The following is a 22496-nucleotide window of genomic DNA, read 5'->3' on the forward strand; positions in this document are numbered from 1 at the left end:
GCGATCCCGTCGCTAGTCAAACGTCATTCCGTATCCCCAATCCTCGAGGCACTCCTCTGCCTCGTCGAGGTGCTGTAACCCCACCTTCACCAACGCTTCACGAAGGTCAGTCAGTGAGACGTTTTCTTCGAACTGGTCTTCGAGTTCGTGAAGGGCATCTCGCTCTGCGACTTTTGTTTCCTTCTGTAAGAACAATGGAACTCGGTCACGGCCGTCTTGGACACCATCACGACGGAATTTGTATGGGATCTGGAGTTGCTGCTGAGACCTTTGCGTATCGCCTTCGTCCACTTGTGACTCAGTATTTTCACTCTCAGACGGCTCTTCCTGAGCCGATTGGGGCGTAGTCGACTCTACTTGCGAGTCATCCGCGAATGGGTCTTCTCCAGCCCCTTTCTTCATCCCAGTCATACGGTTAGCACCTCGTGGTCGACGTCACCGGGTTCTGGTGGGTTTGGTGCTTCGATGCCAACCTGTTCTTCGAGATGCCTTGCGAGTCGGTCGAACTGAGCAAGCGTCTCGATCTCATAGTCGCGTCGACGTGATCGGTGGTCGCGAACGTAGCTAAACGCCGAGCATTGCTCCATCCAACATCCCTCCATGAGAGACGCACGTTCGCTGATTATCTCTGGGATTGGGTAATTGATCTCGTCTAAGATTGTTCGCTGGTCGCGGGTGTTCTTGAAGCCTGTTGGGACTGCAGCGAGGACACCGACGTCGATACCGAGCTGTTCTTCGAACCCAGCGACGAGTGCTTCGAGCCCTTCAACCGCTGCACGACCTTTTGCGCTTGGCTCGACTGGAATCACGAGCGACCGGGTCGCGTGAATCGCGTTGTAGAGGTGCGGACCTTCCGTTGCTGGCGGGTCACAGATGAGCACATCGTATTTGTCCGGAACGCCTGCCTCACGGAGCACACGAAGCAACTGGGCGTGCATTCCGAATGCCTCCCCCATGGCTTCTGCTTGGTCCTTCTCACGTTGTAAAAACTCGGCCAGGTCTGAGAGCATATTGTGCTCAGGAACGATATCGACACCCTCCACAGTCCGAATAAGATCATTGAAATCCCCATTTGGGCGACGAATCATGTGTCGGACTACGTTATCGACAGAATCCGTTCGCTGGTCATCAACGCCAAAGAGTCGCGAGAGATCTCCGTCCTGTGGGTCAAGTGGGACGACGAGTGGTTTTAATCCCGCACGAGCGTGTGCGACTGCGAGGTTTGCTGCGGTCGTCGTTTTACCGACCCCGCCTGCCTCGCTGTAGGTCGAATACGTGAGCATACTGTGTTCATGAATTACCTTCACCTTGAATCTTCTGCGAATGAGTTCATGGTGTTCAGCAATTTTGTTCATTCATGAATGAATCCAGTGAACACAATTAATGAACATTTGCGGTGAACCTGATGACTGAATAAACAGCAGAACATACACAGATGCCTGTTAGAGTGCGCCAATTCGCTGTTTCAATTCTCTCTCAATACAGGTTCCCCCCCGGCTGTGTATTCTTGAAATGGTGAATGTTCACAATGAATAAAATTACTGAATAATGTTCATGAACACGCCTGCTGAACATTCTTGGCTAAACATCTTTGCTGTGGCATCGTGTGGACACTAGTGGAGAAAGACTGTGTCACACGTGTCTCCACAATCCAATGACGAGTGATTCGACGGTGCTTGGTCGATATCCTGATTGCGGCGAAGAAATCGAAGCCTACCAGTCGATTATCGAGTTCGAAGATGCCGATGGGACAACTGGCGTATTCGCTGAGTGCTATTCTTGCGACGAGGTTGTCCGCCCAGAGTGACCAACTGGCGGACTTGCTTTCGGTTGCTTCGACTCTGAACTCCAGGTGAACAATTCGAACAGTCAGAGTATCGCCATCTAGCGGTGCTGGCTGCGATCTTCCATGTCCTCGTTCGGCGTAGGAAACTGTTAAATTGCCTATGGAGGATACGAACCGAAACTTGCAGCCCCCAAGAATGAATGGCAAATCAGTCGCTCGATGAACGGACGCCAACGATGAGTCGCTAACTACCTTGTTTTGCTGAAATATTATGTACGCCGGACAACTATTCCTGAGCTAGATGGGAAGAAAACGAATCACAGCGTACGAGGATGCGGGTGAAAAAATGAAATTGGTAATCGATTACTGTGCTCGATACGCGGTCGTTCCGCGGAAGAGCGATGACCCGCATCTTCCGAGCCCCTGGGAGGGAGTACCTGCTAATGAGGTCCAACAGGGCATCCTTGAGAAGTTCGGAGCCAAGGTCTCTAATGGAACTCCAACATATGCTTGGCAACGATTGGGTGCAGATAACGACCTCGAGGGTGCACTGAAATTCCTACAGGACCGACGGGAAGAGATCTTAGAGAACGGTGATAAGTAGACCTACGTTCTGATTTTTTGGACTTATTGGTTTAGCTGAACTACCACCTCGCTATTAGAGATCAGCTGGTTGCTTTGGCACTATTCTCACCTCAGTATTGACGCAACATATCAGATAACTTTGGGTTTCCTACCTTTCAAGAATACGCGGCCACTGTCGCTCAAAGTAACCGTTTTCCTCCGTCCCTCTTTCTCTGTTATCACCAAATTTTCTGATTCCAAACTATCGACATGGCGAGCAACTGTACTCTTTGACTTGTCGAGTTCACTAGCAATTTGGCTTATCGACAGAGGCGTCTCTAACTCCGACAACTCACTGAGCAATTTTGCTTCGGCGTCTGAGACGTTTCCGCGAAGATTTAGACGTGGAATACGACGGACGCTACTATCGATATCCCCCACTTGGAGTACTGTATCGACGTAACTCTCGTTCGTGAACGTAGCGACTGTCAACGGCAAAAGGATCTCACGCGCGCCACCACCGAGGATGACGATAGTTTCACCTTCTGATGCCTGCATGAGGTCGGCACAATACAGGGTTGTTTCGATGAAATCTGTGTAGGGCAGGTATTCTGACTCCAGGTCAAGACCAGGGACTACCTGTGTGAGAACCTCTTCTACTTCCTCGAAAGCGTCTTCACCTCGCTCAGATCCGTTTGCCGGTTGTAACAAGATTACTCGGTCGTCCTCGTCGAGACCCATGCTAAGCACTGGCCGAACGACACGCCGACTGTCAAATCCTAAGGGGGCGAGGTAGGTTCTCATATCGGTAGATTGGAGATTCATCCTGGTTACTGTTCCGGATTTGTGCAACAGTCGGCATGGTTTCCGCACACATTGGGGAGGTACTGGCGCTTATCGAGAGGGACCAGTCTGTGTTCCCCGAAACCGTCCCAAATCACTGCAATTGTCATCAATATGTTGCACTTGCGATAACTATATGATAATTCGAGACAGACTTGACAATTGCTCGCACAGTCCGCAATCGGGTGACACCCACCCATCTGCGGTAGTGATATCTCTGCCTTGAAAAATTATCACCGCCGCGACAGGTTTATGTAACCCAGGATGAAAGTGTCACCTGGTCGCATTCACTCGAAACGGCCTGAAACGGCTGATTCGGCATAGCTACCGCTATGTTGAGGATGCGAGCACCGGCGTCCATCCCACACACGACGCCAACAACGATTCCCAAGCGAACCATGCAAGACCCACCCGGCCCACCCGACCCGCCCGACTCAGAAAGCCCCACACTCGCGGATTTCATCGGAACACGAGACTCCGTTTTCGTACTCCGAGACCCACAACTCGCGAAGACGGGTTCACAAGCACGTGCACAACTCCGTTCGTTGCCGTTTCTCGCACAGTTCGGCCTCGACCGAGTCGCCCACCCCGGTATCTACGATAATGGGTTGCGACTTGTCGAATACGAACTCCTCCCGAACGAGGACTTGCGAGCGAACGGAGTTGCCGACGTCGAATTTCCACTGATTCACTATGTCAGCCAAGAGATGCTGACTGGTGAATTACGGGATGAAGAGAGTGTCTACGACGAACAAGACGTTGTTCGCCGATTGCTTCGGAAGCGCCCCGACGGTGTACCGTACGTGATCGTCACTGACACGAGTACCCCAAAGATGCCACGCCATACCCGAAAACCGGGTAAATCGTTCGTCGACGAGTTCGAGTGTACCGTCGCCGAGTACAAGGGGTTACTGAAGCAGTATCTCCAGTACAATCTCGATTCGGACCTTCCACTATCGTCCACACAAAATCTGTACTTCCATCAGATTTCGGCCCACCACAACCGGGCGGGTCTCGAGGCGGGCTCAATCCCAGATCTCTTCGACTACACACAACTCCCAGCGGACAGTCCTGCGTGGGACCCGATTTACTACCTCATCCGCGAGGATGTCGACCAGGTACTCGAGGATTACTCTGAGCGTATCCGAGAGGCACTCCGCTCGTGGACCGAATGGGGGCCGACACAGAAAGTCGCGAATAGCATGCTGGACATGCTTGAGCGGGTGGATTACGAAGAAGAACGACTTGACGCATACCGATATCGCCATCAGGAGGACGCATGAGCACGAAATTCACACCGGCCAGTTCTAAGCCGGACAAACTACTCACCGGGTTCATCTCGGTGCGAGCACCGGAACTCAAACATGTCTACAATGCCATCCAAGGCCCGACCCCCGTCTCCGAACTCACGAAAAAGTTCGGGAAGCCGACTAGCGGCGGAGTCGAGACAGACCACGTCGAAGAAACGGTTCGGTTCCTGAACGCGGTCGACTTGGTCGAGAGTCCCTCGGGAGACATCAGAGATACTGTCGAGCGCATCAACGAACGTCACCTCGTGGGGTTACCCTTCGAAGCACGACTCCTGTACCACTGCAACCAACAGGAGGGGCGGCAAACTCACTTCGCAGCAGTTCACCGAGCGCTACTGAACGAGGGCTCCCGAACTGTGAGCGGAGCACGTGACAACCTTAAAACTATTCTGAAGCGTGAGACTGACTACGACTTCAGTTGGACCGACGAGAAGATCGACATGTGGGTGACGTTGAGCGAACAACTGGGACTGATCATTGAGTCCGAAGACGACATCACCCTGAGCCCTTGCCGGGGTCTGATGCACGATGCACTCGTTCTCGCTCCGATGGATTCTGGCGGGAACCCGAATTACGACGACGTCACCACGAAGAATGGGGAGTTCCGTCGTGCACTCGATTGGATCAACGATAATCTGTTCAGTGTCTACGAAGAGCGCGCGGGAACGCCCCGTGTTCACCCAGCGATCGCGGACGTACTGCGCAACATGGAAGATGACGGCGTTATCTCCCTCTCGAACCCCGGCGACTCACAGAACGCGGTCAAAATTCCACCGGAGAACCTCAACGAAGACGTTCGAGGGAACCGACGTGACGTGACCCGCATCTCGATTCGATCGCACCCGGACGAAACGGCCTACCAGTACCCCCTCACGCAATTCCTCACCCAACAATGAGTCAAGACGCTCAACAACTCTCGGCTGGCAACGAGATGCCGTGCCACTGGGATGATAACGAAGTTGACCACTTCATCACCTCGGAAGCACACACGGCGACGAAGACGCCCGAACAATTCAAAGAAACCCACGTCGACATCGACCGTATTTGGGCCGATACGCTGACTCCCCTCGGCGTTTCTGGCGACTTCGTCACCCAGGAAGACGTACTCGAATCAATCACAGATTCCAACCTCAATGACCCGAATCGAATCTTCATCGTTCGCGGTGAACCCGGTTCCGGGAAGAGCCAACTCTGTGAGTGGACGAAGTACCAAATCAACGGCTTTGGTGAAGACGACGACGGTATCGAGGACTACGTTGCACTTCACGTGTCCCGAAGCCAGACTCAGATGGAACAGATCATCGACGTTCTCACCGAACCACTCGACGTTGATACTGACGTCAGAAACATTCAGGGGAGTGACCCCTACGATCTGGCCGAACCTATCGCGGGACTCCTTCGTGGGTACTGGTCGACCAGTCTTCTCACGGATGAAGAACTGCGTGAACTCACCGAAGAGCGTGACGACGGAACGGACCTCCGTGACATATTCGCCGAGAATATTCGAGACTACCAGGAGGCTCTGGAGTCCCGCGACGAGAATCCGGACTTCAAACTCCTCACCCGAGATAACTACCGCGACCTGCGTCTGACTCTGAGCTTCGGCGACAAGTTACGAGAGGAGAGTGAGTTGATTTTCCCTGCGCTGAAGAACCAAGCTCACGAGTATCTCTCGAACAACCTCGTAGGCAACTTCAAAGAGCAACTCCAGGAGTACTCTGAACTGTACCAGGAGAAAGGTATCCGACCGGTCCTCATCTGCGAAGACCTGACCACGTTCTCCGTCCTGAAGGAGCAACTTCTCGACCACATCTTCGAACTGAGTAGTAGTCACTACGACATCGTCCTCGGATGGACAATCGGGTGGGAACAGGATAACATCGACGACGCGATGACCCGTTCGGATGCGGCCACGTACATGAAAGGCCGATCCGAGGGGTACCTGACGATGACCGACGAGAATGGCGCGGCGTACTTCCTCGACGACGACGTCTCCGTCGAACTCACTCGGTCGTACCTCAACGCAATCAAGCGCCACTCCACCATCGAACCAGCGCCCGACGATGTCGAAGACGCCTTCGACGGATTGTACCCATTCAACGAGCGGTTCGTCCACGTCGCCTACCGTCAACTGAACGACGAGGGGAGTGACCGCAAGACACCACGACTGCTCCTGCTTCGTGTCGTAAAACACTGTCTGAAGTCGTCTTGGCCGCCTTACGAGGCGATGAAGTCGAATTCATTCGTCGATACCCCTACCTTCGGGATCGACATGAAGTACGACCAGATCTATTTGGATCTCAGCCGCTGGTACGGTGTTCCTGTCGAAGGTGGTGTCGGTGTCAAGGTCGGTATCTTCGAGACCTTTGGAATCGACCTCCCTGACAGCGACGTGGCACCATTAAAGGGTGACTACGTCGTGTTCGATAAGGGTAAGGGAAGTGATTTCCGCCAGAAAATAAATAACCCGCCCACACCTGACCACGGTCTCGTGGATGACGAGGAAGACGAAAGTGAGGGTGATAGCGATGGAGAGACCGATAGTGAAGAACAGGACGATAGCGGAACAGACCACGACGACGAAGACGATGACGTAACGGTCATTGACCAACCTGAACTCTCAGAGGAGGAGCGTGAGTTTGAGCGCAAATATCAGGAGTTCCAAGACTGGGTAAAAAACGGCGAAGAGTACCCCAGCTCAGACACGCTCTACGATGGTGCAGTTGAAGCTCTCGAACGCTGGCACGACCCGACACGCCTCAGTAACCCAAATGCATCGACACGGTCCGCAAGTGCGATCTACTACGCGCGGGGAGACAACGTTCCGGTATCGATTCAAGGTGACCAGCAGCGGCAGTCGAACATCGACATCGAACTCAAGTGGGGTACAGACAACGTTGACCTCTACTACCCGATGCTTGATTACGGTCTCTTTGGGATGTTCGACGCCAGAGATACCAACTTCGACCGACTTAGGGCGTGGGCTGATACAAACGTGGCGCAGTTCAAGCGTGAAATGCGTCAGGAGGTCGAAGGCTGCCTTCCAGAGGGTCTTACTATCGAGAAAACGCTCGTACTGGCACAGTTCTTCCTTGTCAACGCTGCACAGGGGAAAGAGGTCGAAGGCGATGAGATTCCCGCTGAACTTGTCTTCGAAGAGTACGATGCGAATCAGCCGTACGGGAATCCAATAATAGAGGAACTTGACCGTACTAGTGCGTTCGGTCAGGCCTTCAACAACCTAACCACGCATTCGAGCGACATCAACGACCTCATCGAGGGCTTCTTCCTCTTCAAGTCGAACGTCGTTGACCACGACCGTCTGGCAGAAGCACGGCGAGAGGTCGCTGCCGACTTCGAAACTCACGTCGACGACGCGATGATGATTGACGCAGGTGACCTGCCCGACGCGTATAAAATCGGTTCAACTCATAATCAAGCGAGTACCAAGGTTTCAGCGCTGTTTGGTAGCATTTCCGACTATGCGGCCGAACTCCAGCGACTCACTGCCGAGGAAGACGCTTCGCACATTCAGACCGCTCTCAAACCCGTCGAGCGGTGGTACGACGGCAGTCACACGGTTAACGACCTTGCTGAGTGGTTCGAGACGCTATACAAGTGTGCAGGTGCGATGGACGTACCAATCAAACCGACCTACGAGGATGCCTACCAGACCCTCACTGACTCACCCGAGGACGTGAAGCTCACGCCCTTCGGGAAGGACGTCAAGCGGTTCCAGAGCATGGACGATGCGACCGGTGTGACGCTCGTCGCTCGATTGCACGACTTCGCTCGCAGTCGCCACGGACAGCGTGCGTGGAAGATATACGAGGCGTTGGACTCACTCATCAGCGATCTCCAAGGGAAGGAACACTCTACTGGTGCTGACCTCGAACACAGAATCAAGCAACTCAGTGAGTACTCCGAGTACGAGCAGAAACGGCAGGAAATCAACAACATCACGGAGGATCTGTAACAATGTCCAGCACTCAGTCGTTACTAACTGTCGTTCAGGCCCTCGAAGACAAGGCCAAGAAACACAAGCAAGCGGAGAACACCCAGTTCCACGTCTCGGTTGCCCGGCACAACATCCGCGAAGTAAATCGTGAACTCGACAAGCTCATCTCGAGCCTTGGGGATCTTCGGTACTACAAGACGGTCCTCGAGGGTGCCTTCGATGGCTCGGCACCGACTATGACTGGTAGCGCCTCACAGGCCGCAAAGAAGGCTATCGAGACAACACAAGACGACTTACTGGGTAACATCCAGAGTAACGAGATGGACGGCGACGTTGATCTCGAAGAAAGCGGGGGTAGTGGTAACCCGGAAGTCCAACTGACTCCCGAAGTTGAGAAACAAATCGGACATATTCGGTCGGCGAAACGTCAGGTCGACAACGTCACCGAAACTATCGAGAGTCGACTCAAGTCGGAGCGAAAAGAGTGGAGTACAAAGGTAGGTGCGGCCGAAGAACTGCAAAAGATTCTCGGTGGCCACAATAGCGACTTCTCGAGTACGCTCAACCACATGCACCAACTTCTGACTCGAGAGTTAATGGATTCGAGTGGGTCTGCATCGAACTTCGTCTCTCAGTGGAAGAACGCAGTCAGAAACTGGGAGCAGCATCAGTCACTCCAGAGCTTCGACGACTTCCAAGCGAAACACAATCTCTCGGACTCGACCATCGAGGACGTGAAGACACTCAGCAAGTCCCAAAAGCTCACCTTGGCTGATGTCTCGCTTGATTCCCTCAAGGAGATGAAGCGCGTCGATGAACTCGAATCAGCGGTTGAACTGAGCCTCTAACAATGAAAGACCCCGTCGCCCACGCAGAGCAGATGCAGGAAGCTTACCACGACTACTTCATCGGTCGTGGTGGGCGTGCGGCACGTAGCGTCGCCAATCGACTCGTCGAGGGTGAGGACGACCTGACGGGAATACGTGGACCGTATCTCCAGGCTCTGGACATCCCGAACTGGAGCACCCGCTCGTGGACCGCTTTCGCCCGGTCGGCACGCCTCGAACCACACATCCGTCGTGCCTTCTCGCAAATCGGTTTCGAGCGATTGTACGACTTCCAGGAGCGCAGCATCGAGGCAATCCTCGAAGGCGACGATACCGTCATCACGGCCGCAACGGGACGGGGGAAGACCGAAGCATGGCTCATTCCGATTCTCAACCGCATCCTCGAAGACAAGCGGTACGGCAAGGACGATGACGAGAATAGCGTCAAAGCCACGCTCATCTACCCAACGAAGGCGCTCGCACAGGACCAACTGAAGCGTCTCCTTCAGTACCTCTACCTCATCAACAAACAACTGAAGTCAGAACAGCAAATCACGGTCGGCATCTACGACGGTGATACGCCGCGAAACGTCAGTGAATCGGGGTCCGAGGGATACCTCAACGCGACGTTCCGTCACTTCGAATGTCCCGGATACAACGACGAACTCGCCAAGTGCCAAGACTGTGGTGGCGGTGTCCGAATTCGGAATACGGGTTCCAGGTTCAAACTCATCCCTGAAAAGGCGAAGTGTGAGGACGATGATCCGAACGACGTCCCGCTCGACTTCCTGCGTCTAACGAAGTACGACATCCTCGAGAACGGTGTCGACATCTTACTCACTAACCCGGACACGATCAATTACCGACTCATCAACACCAATGCCGAGGACGAACACGAACGGTTCATCTATGAACCCGAATTCCTCGTGTTCGACGAGGTTCACACCTACGACGGCTTGTTCGGGAGTTACACCTCGACGCTGATGAAGCGGGTTCAGTCGCTGCGGGATGAACGCGGTATCGAAGACCTGCAACTCATCGCGAGCAGTGCAACCGTCGAGAACGACGTCGAACTGTTCCAGAAAGTGAGTGGTGCTGTCGACGTCAAGCAGGTGAGCGAGTCACCACGTGAGCTCGATGGGTCCGTTCCAACCGAGGTCCCAGAGGAACTAACGTCGCACAGTTTGACCGTCGACCAAATTTTGCGGGCAACGGCAGACTCCGACGATGAAGTTCTTGGACTTCGCGGATTCGACTACACACTCGATGATTCGTCGAGTTACGACCGTGACCGGCGCGAGACTCTGGTTAGCGATGCCCTCTTCGACCATCTCACCGAGGCTGAAGACGATTCGGGAGCACAGGTTGTTCGATACGTCCACCAGTTACTGTACAACGAACCCCTCACGCGTTCGGATCTACACGACACGCTAGCCACGGCGCTTGACCTCGATGCTGAGGAAACGTCGACATTGGTGTCTAACGTCCGCACGCTCGGTGAGTTCTCGGGTATGCTGGAGAACCGAAGCCACGTGTTTTCCTGGCCAATTGATGGCTTCTACACGTGCCCGTCGTGTGATGCGGCGTATCGGTCACCACAAGACGGTTGTCGAGAGTGTGGGTTCGGCTTCGTAACGCGAACCACCTACTGTCGACACTGTAGTGACGAGCATCTCGTCGCGTGGTACTGCCCGAGTTGTGACCAACTGGAGCCATACACACCGACTGAGCATGGCACGGTGGACCAGGATGAGGTCCACATCTGTCGACGGTGCGAGTCAGCCCGTGATGATCCCGTTCAGATGGTACGAACGACGTTCCAACCGTTCCTCGAGTGCCTCGATTGCGAGCATCAATCAGAGCGAACGACGAATCTCGAATGTCGGGACTGCGGTTCTAAGACCGTCATGACCGACGCTGAGACGTTCACCTGTATCAATCCACAATGCGGGGCGACACACGAACCTGAGCATGTCTGCACTCACTGCGAAGGCACTGACTTCGAAGTAAGCACAACTGGCGGTCAGTTCGACTGTCCTGACTGCGGGAGGACCTACGACCGGACAGAAGACGCTCCCGTCCACTGTGTTGATTGTGGCTCCAGTATCACGCCGACACGGTTCCTTCCGTGGGTTTGCACAAACGATGACTGCGACCGAGTTCACTTCGAGAGTGACCCTAATCAGTGCGACTGCGGAGAGTCATCGTTTGTAAAGCGCGGACTCTTCGAAATACGACATGACCATCACTGTCGGTCGTGTGACACAGCGTTCTTGGGTGACGAGGGGTGCGACTGCGATAATCCGGACGTTCATCCTCGGACTGGTCACCACCAGGCGTACAAGACAGTCGATACCCACGGTTGGATTCACAACATGAGTTCGCAACCGTCGGCCGTCCCGTGTCCGCATAGATATGCCCGGTACGAGATTGGCCGTCGGTTCGACGAACTGATGCGTGGACCGAGTAACCTCGCGGTGACGACTTCACAGTACATGCTGCGAGCAGTCGCTGACGAAGAAGGCCAGCAAGCAGCGAAACTCCTCTCGTTCGCTGACTCCCACCGCGACATGAAAGAGCTCAGTCGGGACTTCTCTGAGCCAGAAGTGGAAACGTTACTGGACCAACTCCTGATTGAGAGTGCATCGTCCAATGACGATGGCAACCAATGGATTCGCTTCGACCGTGTCCTCGAACGTGCAGACGAGACCGTCGACAGGGTCAACGATGAATTAGAACCTCCACAAGTTGCGCGGAGAGTCGAGTTCAATCTCAAATCACGATTGAAGGGCCAGCCCCGGAAAAGGTGGGACGACGATAATGCGCTCCGAGACCGACTGTCTCGTCGTGCACTCAAGCACACCTACAGTCAGCGATTGGGCGAACGAGATGGCTCTCTCGCCGAATCTGGCCTCCTCGACGTCCGTCTCACCGTAGGTTTGAACGAACTCGAGAATGACGAGCGCGCCATCGTCCGCGAACTTGCGGACGAAGGCAACGACTATCGGGTCGAAAAGTTCGACTCACCGAGTCCTGACCGACCCGCTGCAGACGTTGTCGAAGCGTTAGTCGACCGGGGAATCCTTGAGTACGGTCACTCTGAAGACTATGTCTCATTTGACCCATCCGCACTCGAGGTGACGGTCTCTGGTGACGGAGACGCCATCCGATTCGACCCCGACAAAGAGCGATACTACACGACGCTACAGCACCAGTTCGGCTTAGACACTCAGTCGACTGTCCGTTCAGGTGCATCACTCTCGGACAGAGCGGGGGTTTCGCATCCTCGGTTCACACAACGAGCACACCGTGCCGAATACTCTCGAACACGGATCCTAATCTCCGAGGAGTATCTGGGGACAACTGACAAACGTAAGCGCCGTGAGTTGGAGTATCTCTTCCGTGAGGAGAACTACCCCCACCATCTCTCGTCGGGCCCAACGATGGAACTTGGTGTCGACATCGGCGCACTCGACGCGCTCCTCCTGTACGGGACGCCCCCAAACATGAACGCGTACCTCCAGCGAGTTGGGCGTGCCGGGCGTAGTTCACACTCGTCGATGGTTCATTCCGTCAGCCAACGGAACCCCATCGATTACTACTACTACGACCACCCTGCAGAGCTCATCGACGCGGAACCCACACCGGTGCCGCTCAACGAGCACAACGAGGAGGTCCTCCGCGTCTCGCTTTCGTGGGCCGTCTTCGACTACGTTGCGGCTCACTTCACCATCCCGTGGGACGTTAGTCGACACGGCCGCGCACGCTCTATCGATGGTGGTGACACCTACCACCGGCGTAGCATGCTTGACACCACCGCACGCGAGGACGCTAGTAAGTTGACTCACGTGATGTCACTCAACGCCGACACATTGTCTCTCAGTGAGGTGGACTCGAAGCTCGAAATCCTCGGTGAGGTTGTCGAAGACCACGAGCATGATATCGCCGGCTATCTGGAGTCGCTACTTGACTATCGGTACTGCGAGGAGTGTGAACGCCGATACGCTACTGAAGACGACAGAGAAGTCTGTGAACGGAGTGACTGTGACGGAACAATCCGATACGCTCAAGACCAATTTGGCCACCTCGTCGACAACGCCCTCGAGAACTTCGACGAGCGTTACATCAGCGGTTATCGAGAGTACAGACACTCGCTCGAAGACGAGCTTGCTGATCTGAAACGGCGGAACCAGAAATTGCGACGGACACAGCAGCGTGGCGGGTCTGAAGAGCGCGGTCGCATCATGCGAGAACGGCGCGGTCTCCAGGACCGAATCGAGGTGCTCGACGACTATCTGTCCGACTTGGGCCGGTCGAGCTACTTCGACTTCCTCAGAGAGTCACGCGAAAGCAAGTACGACTTCTCTATGAGAAGTGTTGCCACCACGGCTGGGCTGACGTTGGTTGATGAGGGATACGACCGGCGTAATGTCGGTGACCAGGGGAGTGGGCGTGCGATGCAGATGGCGCTTTCCGAACTCCACCCTGGAGCAGCCTATCTCGATGGTGGTGAAACGTATACTGTATCTCGCGTTCGCCTCGATGACAAGGCAGGATCCGACCTTCGTGAAGCAGTAAGTGGGGCAACAGAGGGTGAGCACTTAGCAGAGGAACTGGTTTGCCCTGCGTGTCATACCTCGTATAATCTCGATGCTCAGGTATGCGACTGCGAGACCGACGCGCCACTCAAGGGACGGCGACTCGCGATGCTCGACTCCGTCGAAGCATATCACGACAACCTCAAACTGACTTCGGAAGGCGACGAAGCACGATATCTCCACAACGAACCGAACAACCAGGTGCAAAACACCTACGCTGAGCGTGAGACGTCGATTCTCGACTTCGACCCGAACCGGATATTCGAGCTTCAGTCTGCCGATGGAGAGCGACTTGGAACACTCGAGTACGGCGACTACTCGGTACTCCTCCACACCAAGAGCTACAAGACGAAGTACAAGTCCGGCGAGGTCGACCCCCGAGAGACACTCTTCGAGGTCTGTGGGGAAGAGAACTGTCCAGGTGTCATCTACCGCGACGACGACGATGAACGCCGATGCAGTGCCGACCCCGACCACTTCCCTGACGGACGAGGTGTAGATTCCGAGTTCATCCGACTGGGATACCAGTACAACACGCAGGGTGTTCGTATCGATCTCGCTGACCGGGACTTGTCCCACACACTTGCTCACGGAATTCGGGTTGCACTACAGTATCTTGGAGGCGTGAACATTCGTGACCTCGCCGAGCACGTCGGCGAAGAGCGTGTTGACGTCTTCGAGTCCCAAGAAGGCGGATCCGACGTCGCACGACTCCTCTTCGAGCAGACCGATGGCGAGTTCAAATCATTCGCCCGCGGGCTTGGACTCATGCGTGACCAGTTCGATTGTGACTGTGAGAATGGCTGCCCGTCTTGTCTGTATCAATATGGGTGTGACCTCAGAAACGATCAGCGCTCGTTCGACCGTGAGCGTCTCCGCGAGATCCTCGCAGGGGGTGATATGACTATTCGAACAATTGAGAACCACGAACCCGACGAACAGTTCGCGAACTAACCAACATCCCACACACATTGCCACCGATGGAATTCGACCCACTCGAACTAGCAAACTCGATGCAAGAATCGTACGCTGAACACTATGCCGGCTCCCTGCCCCAGCGGGCAGTGAAAAACTTGGTCTCGCGGTATCACGATGGTTCGGGGGAGTCACTAGAAGATGACCTCCCCGAATTTATCCGGACTAAGGGACCCTACCTCCAAGTTCTCGACCTGCCACGGATGAGTGACACTCCGTGGGAGACATTCGCCGACGACAATGGCCTCCACGACGACGTCACCACGACGTTCACTGAGGCTGGTTTTCGCTCGCTGTACGAGTTCCAGGAAGCGTCTGTCGAAGCCATCCTCGAGGATCACCACACGCTCCTGACGGCGAGCACTGGTCGTGGGAAGACCGAAGGATGGTTGATACCCATCCTCAACTTCATCACCGAAGCGAAGGATGGACAGCATGACGCCCATCCACCGGAGAGCGTCAAGTGCGTTCTCACGTATCCGACGAAAGCACTCGCCCAAGACCAGTTGAAGCGGTTAATCGACTACCTCTTCACGCTCAACCGAGAGCGCTCGTCTGACGAACAGATAACTGTCGGTATCTACGACGGGGACACAAAACGTCGCGACCCGGACGAACTCTCGTATCTCCAGACGACGTTCCAATACTTCGATTGCCCATGTGGGGAATGTGAATCCTCACTGACGGTCCGTCGGCGTGATGACGAGTCGTTCGTAGTCGAACCGATGGAAGAACATGAGGACGCTCTGACGTTCGACTTCATCAAAGTCACCCGAGACGCCATCGTCGAAGCGCCTGCAGACATACTGCTGACCAACCCTGACACGATTAATTACCGACTGTTCAACGTCAACGAGGACGAAGAGCAGCACCGCTTCGTCGCCGAGCCGAAATACTTTGTCTTCGACGAGATTCACGAGTATTCCGAGCTCTTCGGTTCGTTCACGTCGACACTCATGCGTCGGTACATTCGAGAGCGGCAGGAACTCAACGGCTACGAAAGCGAGAGTGACGACGACCTCACGATTATCGGTGCGTCCGCAACTGTCGAGAACAAACGGGCCGTCTTCCAGCGCATCAACCCGTTCGTTGACCCCGATGTCGAAGTCGTCGAGGAGGACGAGCGCACACTCGACTCGCCTTTCCCGACGGATATTCCCAATGAGTTCCTCTCGTCAACGCTAACCGGGGATGAATTGCGTAACGGAGACACAGCGGCCGCCGTGAGAGTGCTCGAGGCTGCTGGTGTGGGCGCCGGTGATGAGGGCGTCGACGAAGCGGTTTACGAACATCTCGTTGAGGAAGAAGGTGGTCCACTGGAATTCGTTCGTGGGATCTACACAGCACTTCGGAAGAAACCGCTCCGTCCTGTTGAGCTCCGCGAGCGCCTCATCGACGAGACCGGACTCACCGAACAGCAGGCAGAGGTAGTGGTGGGGAACTTCATGACTATCGGCGAAGTGTCTGGTATTCTGGAGCGGCGCGCTCATCTGTTCAGTTGGCCGCTCGACGGCTATTACACGTGTATCAACTGCGGCACGGTGTACGACACTCCGCAGTCGTCCTGTAGCGAGTGTGACCACCACTTCGTGACGAAACTCTCACTGTGTAACCAGTGTGGTGAGGAATCGCTCGAATCGTGGTTCTGTCCAAACTGTGAGCGACTCATACCGCACACAGTCACGTCTGAGGAGGGACGATTCGAGTATTTCCAGCGCAGAGAATGTAGCTGTGAGACTCTTGAGGGAGAGACCCCAGAGATGGTTCGGGTCTACTGGCGACCATACTACGAGTGTACAGAGTGTGGTGAACGCCAGAAGATCGACCACCAGCACGACTGCCCAACTTGCAACGCTTCGATGGTCCTCGACGACTCGATGGAAGACCACGTCTGCACCAACCCAGACTGTGACGAAGAACTCTCCATCGAGGAGGCTCACGGGCCGGAGTGTCATTCCTGCCACTCTGCCGCATTGGAACCGCTAGCAGACGAAGACGTCCAGTACTGCACCAAGTGTGGTGAAGTCTACGAGGACCCAGAAGGGCAAGGGTGTACTGCGGATGACTGTGACGGAGACCTCACTCCCAAGCGGTTCCTCGGGTGGACGTGCGGTGACCCCGAATGTGACGAGGTATTCTTTGGTCGTCCACCGGCGACATGTTCCTGTGGCAAGCGAAAGTTCATCCGGTCCGCACTGTTCGACATCCGGATGGTCGACGAGTGCCAATCGTGTGGGCACGAGTTCCTACTGAACGGCCCACACGACTGTAACTGCGAAAACCCTGAAATCAGCCAGCGTGCGAAAGGGTACGGCAACTTCCGGATGGTCGACGACGACGGACGGATCCGAGAGGCGAGCCAATTCCCAGGTGGACTCCCGTGCTACCACGAGGACAGGCGCGAGACTTACTCGAAGAATCGTCGGTATGATTCGATGCTCCGTGGCCCGGCTAACGCTGCGGTCACGACTGGCCGGTACCTCCTGCGTTCTCTCGCAGACCGAAACGACCCTGACACGTTCACCGAGTCGAAGATGCTCTCGTTCGCGGACAGTCAGTCCGATATGAAGGAGTTAGAACGGAACTTCCGTGAACCAGAGGAGTCGTTCTATTTCGATCGACTGTTCGTCGAGAGTGTCCGAAAAGAAGCCGACGGGTCTGGATGGGCGGCACTCTCTGATGTCGTCGACTGTGGCGTAAGTGACGCCCACGAGTACGAAGAGGAACTAGCAGGTGATGGCGGTAACTCGCCAAAAATGTACGAGTCGCTGACAAGCTACAATCAGTCGGTGGACGAGTACCTGACTGAGGAACTGCTCTCGCGTGCCCTCAAAGGAAAGTATTCCGAGCGTTACCGCAGCAAGCAACTGAGTGACGAGGGGCTGGTCGATCTTCGCTTGACTGTTGATGTTGACGATCTCGATGATGGGGAACGAGAGATGCTCGTCGAGGCCATCGGTCAAAATCATCGCTACGAACCCAACTTAGTCGATGAAATCGACAACGGACACGACCACCTCGACTCACTCATCGAGCGTGGAATTCTACGCCGTGTCGAAGAGGATGGAAGTCGGTTTGTGATGGTCGAAGAGGACGTAGTAGAGTGTGCGGTCGTTGACGACGAGACACCAACGAATTACAGTCCGCATGAAGAAACGTACTCGACCTCACTCGATGTCGCACTCGGTGTTTCCCCTGACGATGTTGTTGAATTCGATGCGACGATCGAGGACCGGGCCGTCTTCCACCACCCACACTACTCACTTACTGCGCAACAAGTCGCTACGTCTGACCCGATGATGCTGCTCGCACGGGCGTACTACGGTGAAACTGACCGTGAAGAGCGGCGGAAACTTGAGTACCAGTTCCGACAGGGGAGGTATCCCCATTTCCTCTCGTCGGGTCCGGCGATGGAACTCGGTGTCGATATTGGTGACCTCAATACTCTCCTCCTCTACGGCACGCCGCCGAACGCAAATTCGTACCTTCAGCGAATCGGCCGAGCAGGGCGTTCTTCGGGCAATTCGCTCATTCACTCAGTCAGTCAGCGGAACCCAATCGACTACTACTACCACGAGCACCCCGAGGAACTCATCGCTGCAGAACCGCAACCTGTCCCACTTAACGAGGTGAATCGTGAGGTTCTCCACCAGTCGCTCACGTGGGCAGTCCTCGACTGGGCTGCAACGACTCGCTGGGTTCCATGGCGCCAAGAGCAGAGCGGGCTCGATGACTTCGTTGTTTGCAAAGATGACCCAACGCCTCGTACAGAGTCCCGACCGAACGACATAATGCGGTTCACGGGTGTCCTATCGTCCACCAATTTCGAGGTCCAAAACCGGGATCAGGACGCCCCACTTGAGGTACTTCGGTCGCTGGTCACTGAGAACCGCGATGAGGTCGAGGAATGGCTTCGTGACATCCTCTCTTTCGGCGTTTGTTCGTCGTGTGGCCGAAAACACACGACTGGTTACAAAGGTGCGTGTCAGCGCCAAGACTGTGACGGTGGCGTCGAAGCGGTCCTGGACAGAGATGAAGACATCATCGAGGGTGTGCTCTCTGGGACCGAATCGGGATGGAGTTTTGAGGAGACAATTATCGATCTCTACCATGAGCAACTGAACAACATCGACGACGACATCGATGTGCTTGAAGATGAGCGCTATGACCTGCGACGTAAAGAACGTAATACACGTGATCGTGACGAGAAGCGACGGCTTCGAGAACAAAAGGACCAGATTACCCGTCGAGTCTCCCAGTTGCATGAGTACGTTGACCGACTCGAACATATGGACTTCGGGCGGTATCTAAGCCGAGAAAGTCCGGCAGCATTCGGGCTACGGTCGGTCGGTGACTCTGTTGATTACCGACTCGTTGGTGAAGACTTCAAGAACGTCAGCGACGGCTCACGTGACCGACGTATCGCACTCTCCGAACTCCACCCCTCTGCAGCGTATCTCCACGATAGTGAAACGTACGTCGTCACGCAGGTGTCGTGGGAACCACTGGAAACCTCTCGAATCAGTGAGGATTTGGAAGACGCAGCGATTTGTCCGACGTGTGCAACTGAGTACGATAGCGACACCTCGAACTGCGGGTCCTGTGGAACACGGTTGAAGCGACTGGTGACTCGCGTTCCCGAGCGAGTGATCGCGTACCAGCACGATTTGCCGCTGAGTTCCACACCCAGTACGGCACAACTTCGACCGTCTACCGTTTACCAAGACGATAGCGAACCCCAGAGTACGTACGCACCCGTTGATACTGATGCAGGAGACTCGTTCGAAGCGACGTTTTCTCGTAACATCGTCGACGAGGATGGAACTGTCCACGGGCAGTTCGAATACGGTGATGTCACCCTGGTCGCCTCGACGAACAAATACTGGGCGACCTACAAGAACGGTGGTTCAGACCCGCTTCCGAACGTATTCGAAATGTGCGGTGTCAAGGGCTGCAATGGAGTAATTGCGAAGACTAAGGACTCAGCGTACTGTTCGAATAACGTCGAACACCCCGCTGAAGAGTGCGTTGCTGTGCGGCCCGCCACGAAGTTCTCCACCAAGGCTGTCCGTGTCCGTTTTGATAGCGAAGAATTGGAGCACGGCTTCGCTCACGGCCTTCGGGTGGCACTCCAGTACATCGGCGGCGTCAGCGTCAGGCAGGTCCCCGAGTCCATTGAGGACGAAGGGACCCTGGTGTATGACTCAGACGAAGGTGGCAGTGGGATTACTGTACTGCTGACGCAGGATGACGGCGAGAAGTTCGAACGAGCGATTAAGATAATGCGCGACGCGTTCTCGCCAGACGAATCGAAGTGTAACTGTGAAAACGGCTGTCCGTTCTGTATCTACCAGTACGGATGTGTAGAGCAGAACGACCCAGAATCATTCGACAAGGATGAACTGCTCGACCTGTTAGCCCACGAACTCCACCTCGAATCACGTGACGATGCCTGAAGATATACTCGGTGTGTCCGAGGAGTTGCGTACGCAGTCTCCAGAGCGACTCTGGGGGATCTCTACGGAGAGTGTCTACTCTGCTTTGGCCGCCGAAGCCACTGGTGAATCTGTTCATGAGCGACTTGGTCCGCATATTCGGGCAGAAACACTCCGAACGAATGATGAACGAGACCAGGAGCACGTCGTGGAAATGCACCAATGGCTACTCGATGAACTCGGTCTCGTCAACGGTGAGGAAGTCACACTTCTGGGCATGGTGGTGCTCTCCTCCAAAGAGCCACAACCACTCATTCGGTCGATTGCAGTCTCCCAGTTCCAGTCGGCCGAGATGGTACTGCGCTCGTGTGTCGATGTCGATGAGAACATCCCTCGACGTGAACTTGACAGTCTGCTTGCCGATGAGTGGCAGGAGTCCGTCCTAGCACCTCTCCTCGGTTCCCTCGGGTTCATGACGATATACCCGGACAGTGTCGATCTCGAAATAGAGAGAATTGACTCCTCGCTCACGGCACAGCAGTCCACATCTTCCGGTAAGACGATTGCAGAGGCATACCGCAGAGTCTTACCCCACATCGTGGACGTTACGGATGAGCAGTCTCTCGATGACTTAGTCTCCGGATTGACCGGTACCAAGTTGAACGAGAAAGAGTCGACTGTCGGTGTAGCAGCGAGACTCGCAAGCTTGCCGTCTGTGCTTGTTGAGGAAGACCAAATTGCTGAGGTAGTGAGCGAGCAGCGCCGTGAGTACGAAGAAGAATTCGACACCATTCGATCGCTACTGACGCCGTCTACTGGGCACGAAGTGGCGCGAGTTGAGACAGAGCAACCGATTGGAATCGACGACATCCCGGAAAGCGAGGCGTTGGACGCTGATACACGAGATACTCTTCTCAATATCGTTGCCACCGTCGTCGCACATCCTGACCTCAGAACTCTTGACGTCACCTTCGTCACGAAGCGTGGAGTGACGCCGTACACCCTCTACCAGATACTTTCATCGACTTCAGGTGTCGAGTGCGAAGTGGGCGATGGCGTAATCGAGTTTGAATCTGTTCCAGAGGTGGTTGAGGGAGATGATCTTCGAGAAGAGTACATTACACATCTTATCGAGCGCTGTTCAACACTCAAGTCCCGGATAGACACACTTTCCAACGTTTCGGTGTCGATACCACCCGAACCTGTCGCAGCAGAGTCAGTCGTTACTCGGGATTACGAATCACTTCGCGATGGTGACGTCGCACCAGCGTACTTCACCTATACGCTCATCGACCCGGACGCTCTCGGCGAGAAGAAGATGAACGACTACGTCGGTAAGTCGAGAGGCCTCGGGCAAGAGCGTGCGAGACTCCGACGTTGGCATGGAAACCGGCCGTCGGGCCTCCGTTCTTACACGGAGATGACGGACCGACTGTTCAGCCTCGGCTTGGAGCGGGAAATCGAGGACAAGGTGCTGCGCATCATGACGCCGTTTGACGACGATACGTTCAACGAATACGTTGCTCAGATTCGACGTCTCCTCACACACGGGTTCGAATTCCGCTTACTCACACGGCATACCAAAGACTCCTGGGAGTGGAAACGACTCCAGCGAAATCTACTGAGCGAGATCAAAGAACACCGTGACCTGGTGACTCTCCGGACCTACTCGAGGTTCAAAGAGCACCAGCGTGTAACCGCCGATATGGATTTCCGAAAAATCGGTGAGCTGGGAATCCACGGAAAGCTTCAGACGGTTGGTGCCCCTGAAGAAGGGGCCGCTCTTCTCGGCTCTGCGAACTTCATGGAGAACAGTTACGACTGGAACCCTGAGTGTGGTGTCTACACTGAGCGAACACAATTCGTCGAAGCGGCAATCGAATTCTTCGACATCGTCTGGGACATCTCGGAGGCAGATGAGCTATCGATTGAGCGGTTACAAGATATTCCAGACCGGAAATTGGTTCCGACGTACTATACGCAGGGATAGCTGGTTTCGTCTGGACTACTGAAAAGGGAAGTCTCGATGCCACCGATGGAGGATGGCGATTCCCAAGCTTCCCAGGTGGAACGACAGTGTCGAACCGCGGCAGGCCACGCATCCCACTGCGTGATCTGCATGTCGTCCGAATATACGAATGAGTTCGGGAAGTAAAGATATTGTTCCTATAGAAGACCCAGAACTTTCGAACTGTAGCTA

Annotated in this window: 12 protein-coding genes; 9 read left to right on the forward strand and 3 right to left on the reverse strand. The window is 54.9% G+C overall.

Features of this window, described 5'->3' with window-relative positions; genetic code table 11:
- Positions 1–12 precede the first annotated feature (12 nt).
- Both ACFQJC_RS17375 and ACFQJC_RS17380 read right to left on the reverse strand, forming a co-directional pair.
- On the reverse strand, positions 13–411 hold the full coding sequence (locus ACFQJC_RS17375; protein WP_390225837.1) for a DUF7970 domain-containing protein: 399 nt from the start codon (positions 409–411) through the stop codon (positions 13–15).
- Positions 408–1283: a ParA family protein gene (locus tag ACFQJC_RS17380; protein WP_390225839.1), complete on the reverse strand. Its 876-nt coding sequence runs from the start codon at positions 1281–1283 to the stop codon at positions 408–410. Before ACFQJC_RS17380 ends, ACFQJC_RS17375 begins: the two co-directional genes overlap by 4 nt.
- Before the next feature lie 371 nt (positions 1284–1654).
- Here ACFQJC_RS17380 and ACFQJC_RS18325 point away from each other — a divergent pair, with 371 nt between their 5' ends.
- Both ACFQJC_RS18325 and ACFQJC_RS17385 read left to right on the forward strand, forming a co-directional pair.
- Positions 1655–1807 (forward strand): DUF7837 family putative zinc-binding protein, encoded by a 153-nt coding sequence (locus ACFQJC_RS18325; RefSeq protein ID WP_465261529.1) that lies wholly within the window; start codon positions 1655–1657, stop codon positions 1805–1807.
- A gap of 280 nt (positions 1808–2087) precedes the next feature.
- On the forward strand, positions 2088–2390 hold the full coding sequence (locus ACFQJC_RS17385) for a hypothetical protein (RefSeq protein WP_390225841.1): 303 nt from the start codon (positions 2088–2090) through the stop codon (positions 2388–2390).
- Between the two features lie 110 nt (positions 2391–2500).
- Here ACFQJC_RS17385 and csa3 read toward each other — a convergent pair whose 3' ends face one another.
- Positions 2501–3154 (reverse strand): CRISPR-associated CARF protein Csa3, encoded by a 654-nt coding sequence (csa3, locus tag ACFQJC_RS17390; RefSeq protein WP_390225842.1) that lies wholly within the window; start codon positions 3152–3154, stop codon positions 2501–2503.
- 584 nt (positions 3155–3738) lie between these two features.
- Here csa3 and ACFQJC_RS17395 point away from each other — a divergent pair.
- The 7 genes from ACFQJC_RS17395 to ACFQJC_RS17425 all read left to right on the forward strand — a co-directional run bounded on the left by ACFQJC_RS17395 (position 3739) and on the right by ACFQJC_RS17425 (position 22286).
- A complete protein-coding gene (locus tag ACFQJC_RS17395; protein WP_390225844.1) occupies positions 3739–4476 on the forward strand; it encodes a hypothetical protein in 738 nt (245 codons plus the stop codon).
- Complete coding sequence (locus ACFQJC_RS17400; protein WP_390225846.1) at positions 4473–5399, forward strand: hypothetical protein; 927 nt, start codon at positions 4473–4475, stop codon at positions 5397–5399. Before ACFQJC_RS17395 ends, ACFQJC_RS17400 begins: the two co-directional genes overlap by 4 nt.
- Before the next feature lie 392 nt (positions 5400–5791).
- A complete protein-coding gene (locus ACFQJC_RS17405; RefSeq protein WP_390225849.1) occupies positions 5792–8479 on the forward strand; it encodes a hypothetical protein in 2688 nt (895 codons plus the stop codon).
- Between the two features lie 2 nt (positions 8480–8481).
- Positions 8482–9309 carry a hypothetical protein gene (locus ACFQJC_RS17410; protein ID WP_390225851.1) on the forward strand — a complete coding sequence of 276 codons (828 nt, stop codon included), beginning with the start codon at positions 8482–8484 and terminating at the stop codon, positions 9307–9309.
- A gap of 2 nt (positions 9310–9311) precedes the next feature.
- The gene (locus tag ACFQJC_RS17415) at positions 9312–14840 is read left to right on the forward strand and encodes a DEAD/DEAH box helicase (RefSeq protein ID WP_390225854.1); all 5529 of its coding nucleotides are present in this window, start codon (positions 9312–9314) and stop codon (positions 14838–14840) included.
- Between the two features lie 26 nt (positions 14841–14866).
- Positions 14867–20317, forward strand: coding sequence for a DEAD/DEAH box helicase (locus ACFQJC_RS17420; protein WP_390225856.1), 5451 nt, complete (start codon positions 14867–14869; stop codon positions 20315–20317).
- Positions 20310–22286: a phospholipase D-like domain-containing protein gene (locus ACFQJC_RS17425; protein ID WP_390225859.1), complete on the forward strand. Its 1977-nt coding sequence runs from the start codon at positions 20310–20312 to the stop codon at positions 22284–22286. The genes ACFQJC_RS17420 and ACFQJC_RS17425 overlap by 8 nt, the downstream gene beginning before the upstream one ends.
- The last annotated feature ends 210 nt before the right edge of the window (positions 22287–22496 follow it).

This window comes from Haloferax namakaokahaiae (assembly GCF_042663225.1).
Taxonomy (GTDB): domain Archaea; phylum Halobacteriota; class Halobacteria; order Halobacteriales; family Haloferacaceae; genus Haloferax; species Haloferax namakaokahaiae.

What these genes read in the sequence shown, in the direction of transcription:
- ACFQJC_RS17405 (WP_390225849.1), top strand. Translation starts at nt 5,792, where the DNA reads ATGGAACAGATCATCGACGTTCTCACCGAACCACTCGACGTTGATACT.
- ACFQJC_RS18325 (WP_465261529.1), top strand. Translation starts at nt 1,655, where the DNA reads ATGACGAGTGATTCGACGGTGCTTGGTCGATATCCTGATTGCGGCGAA.
- ACFQJC_RS17385 (WP_390225841.1), top strand. Translation starts at nt 2,088, where the DNA reads ATGGGAAGAAAACGAATCACAGCGTACGAGGATGCGGGTGAAAAAATG.
- csa3 (WP_390225842.1), bottom strand. Translation starts at nt 3,154, where the DNA reads ATGAGAACCTACCTCGCCCCCTTAGGATTTGACAGTCGGCGTGTCGTT.
- ACFQJC_RS17415 (WP_390225854.1), top strand. Translation starts at nt 9,312, where the DNA reads ATGAAAGACCCCGTCGCCCACGCAGAGCAGATGCAGGAAGCTTACCAC.
- ACFQJC_RS17420 (WP_390225856.1), top strand. Translation starts at nt 14,867, where the DNA reads ATGGAATTCGACCCACTCGAACTAGCAAACTCGATGCAAGAATCGTAC.
- ACFQJC_RS17375 (WP_390225837.1), bottom strand. Translation starts at nt 411, where the DNA reads ATGACTGGGATGAAGAAAGGGGCTGGAGAAGACCCATTCGCGGATGAC.
- ACFQJC_RS17380 (WP_390225839.1), bottom strand. Translation starts at nt 1,283, where the DNA reads ATGCTCACGTATTCGACCTACAGCGAGGCAGGCGGGGTCGGTAAAACG.
- ACFQJC_RS17425 (WP_390225859.1), top strand. Translation starts at nt 20,310, where the DNA reads ATGCCTGAAGATATACTCGGTGTGTCCGAGGAGTTGCGTACGCAGTCT.
- ACFQJC_RS17410 (WP_390225851.1), top strand. Translation starts at nt 8,482, where the DNA reads ATGTCCAGCACTCAGTCGTTACTAACTGTCGTTCAGGCCCTCGAAGAC.
- ACFQJC_RS17400 (WP_390225846.1), top strand. Translation starts at nt 4,473, where the DNA reads ATGAGCACGAAATTCACACCGGCCAGTTCTAAGCCGGACAAACTACTC.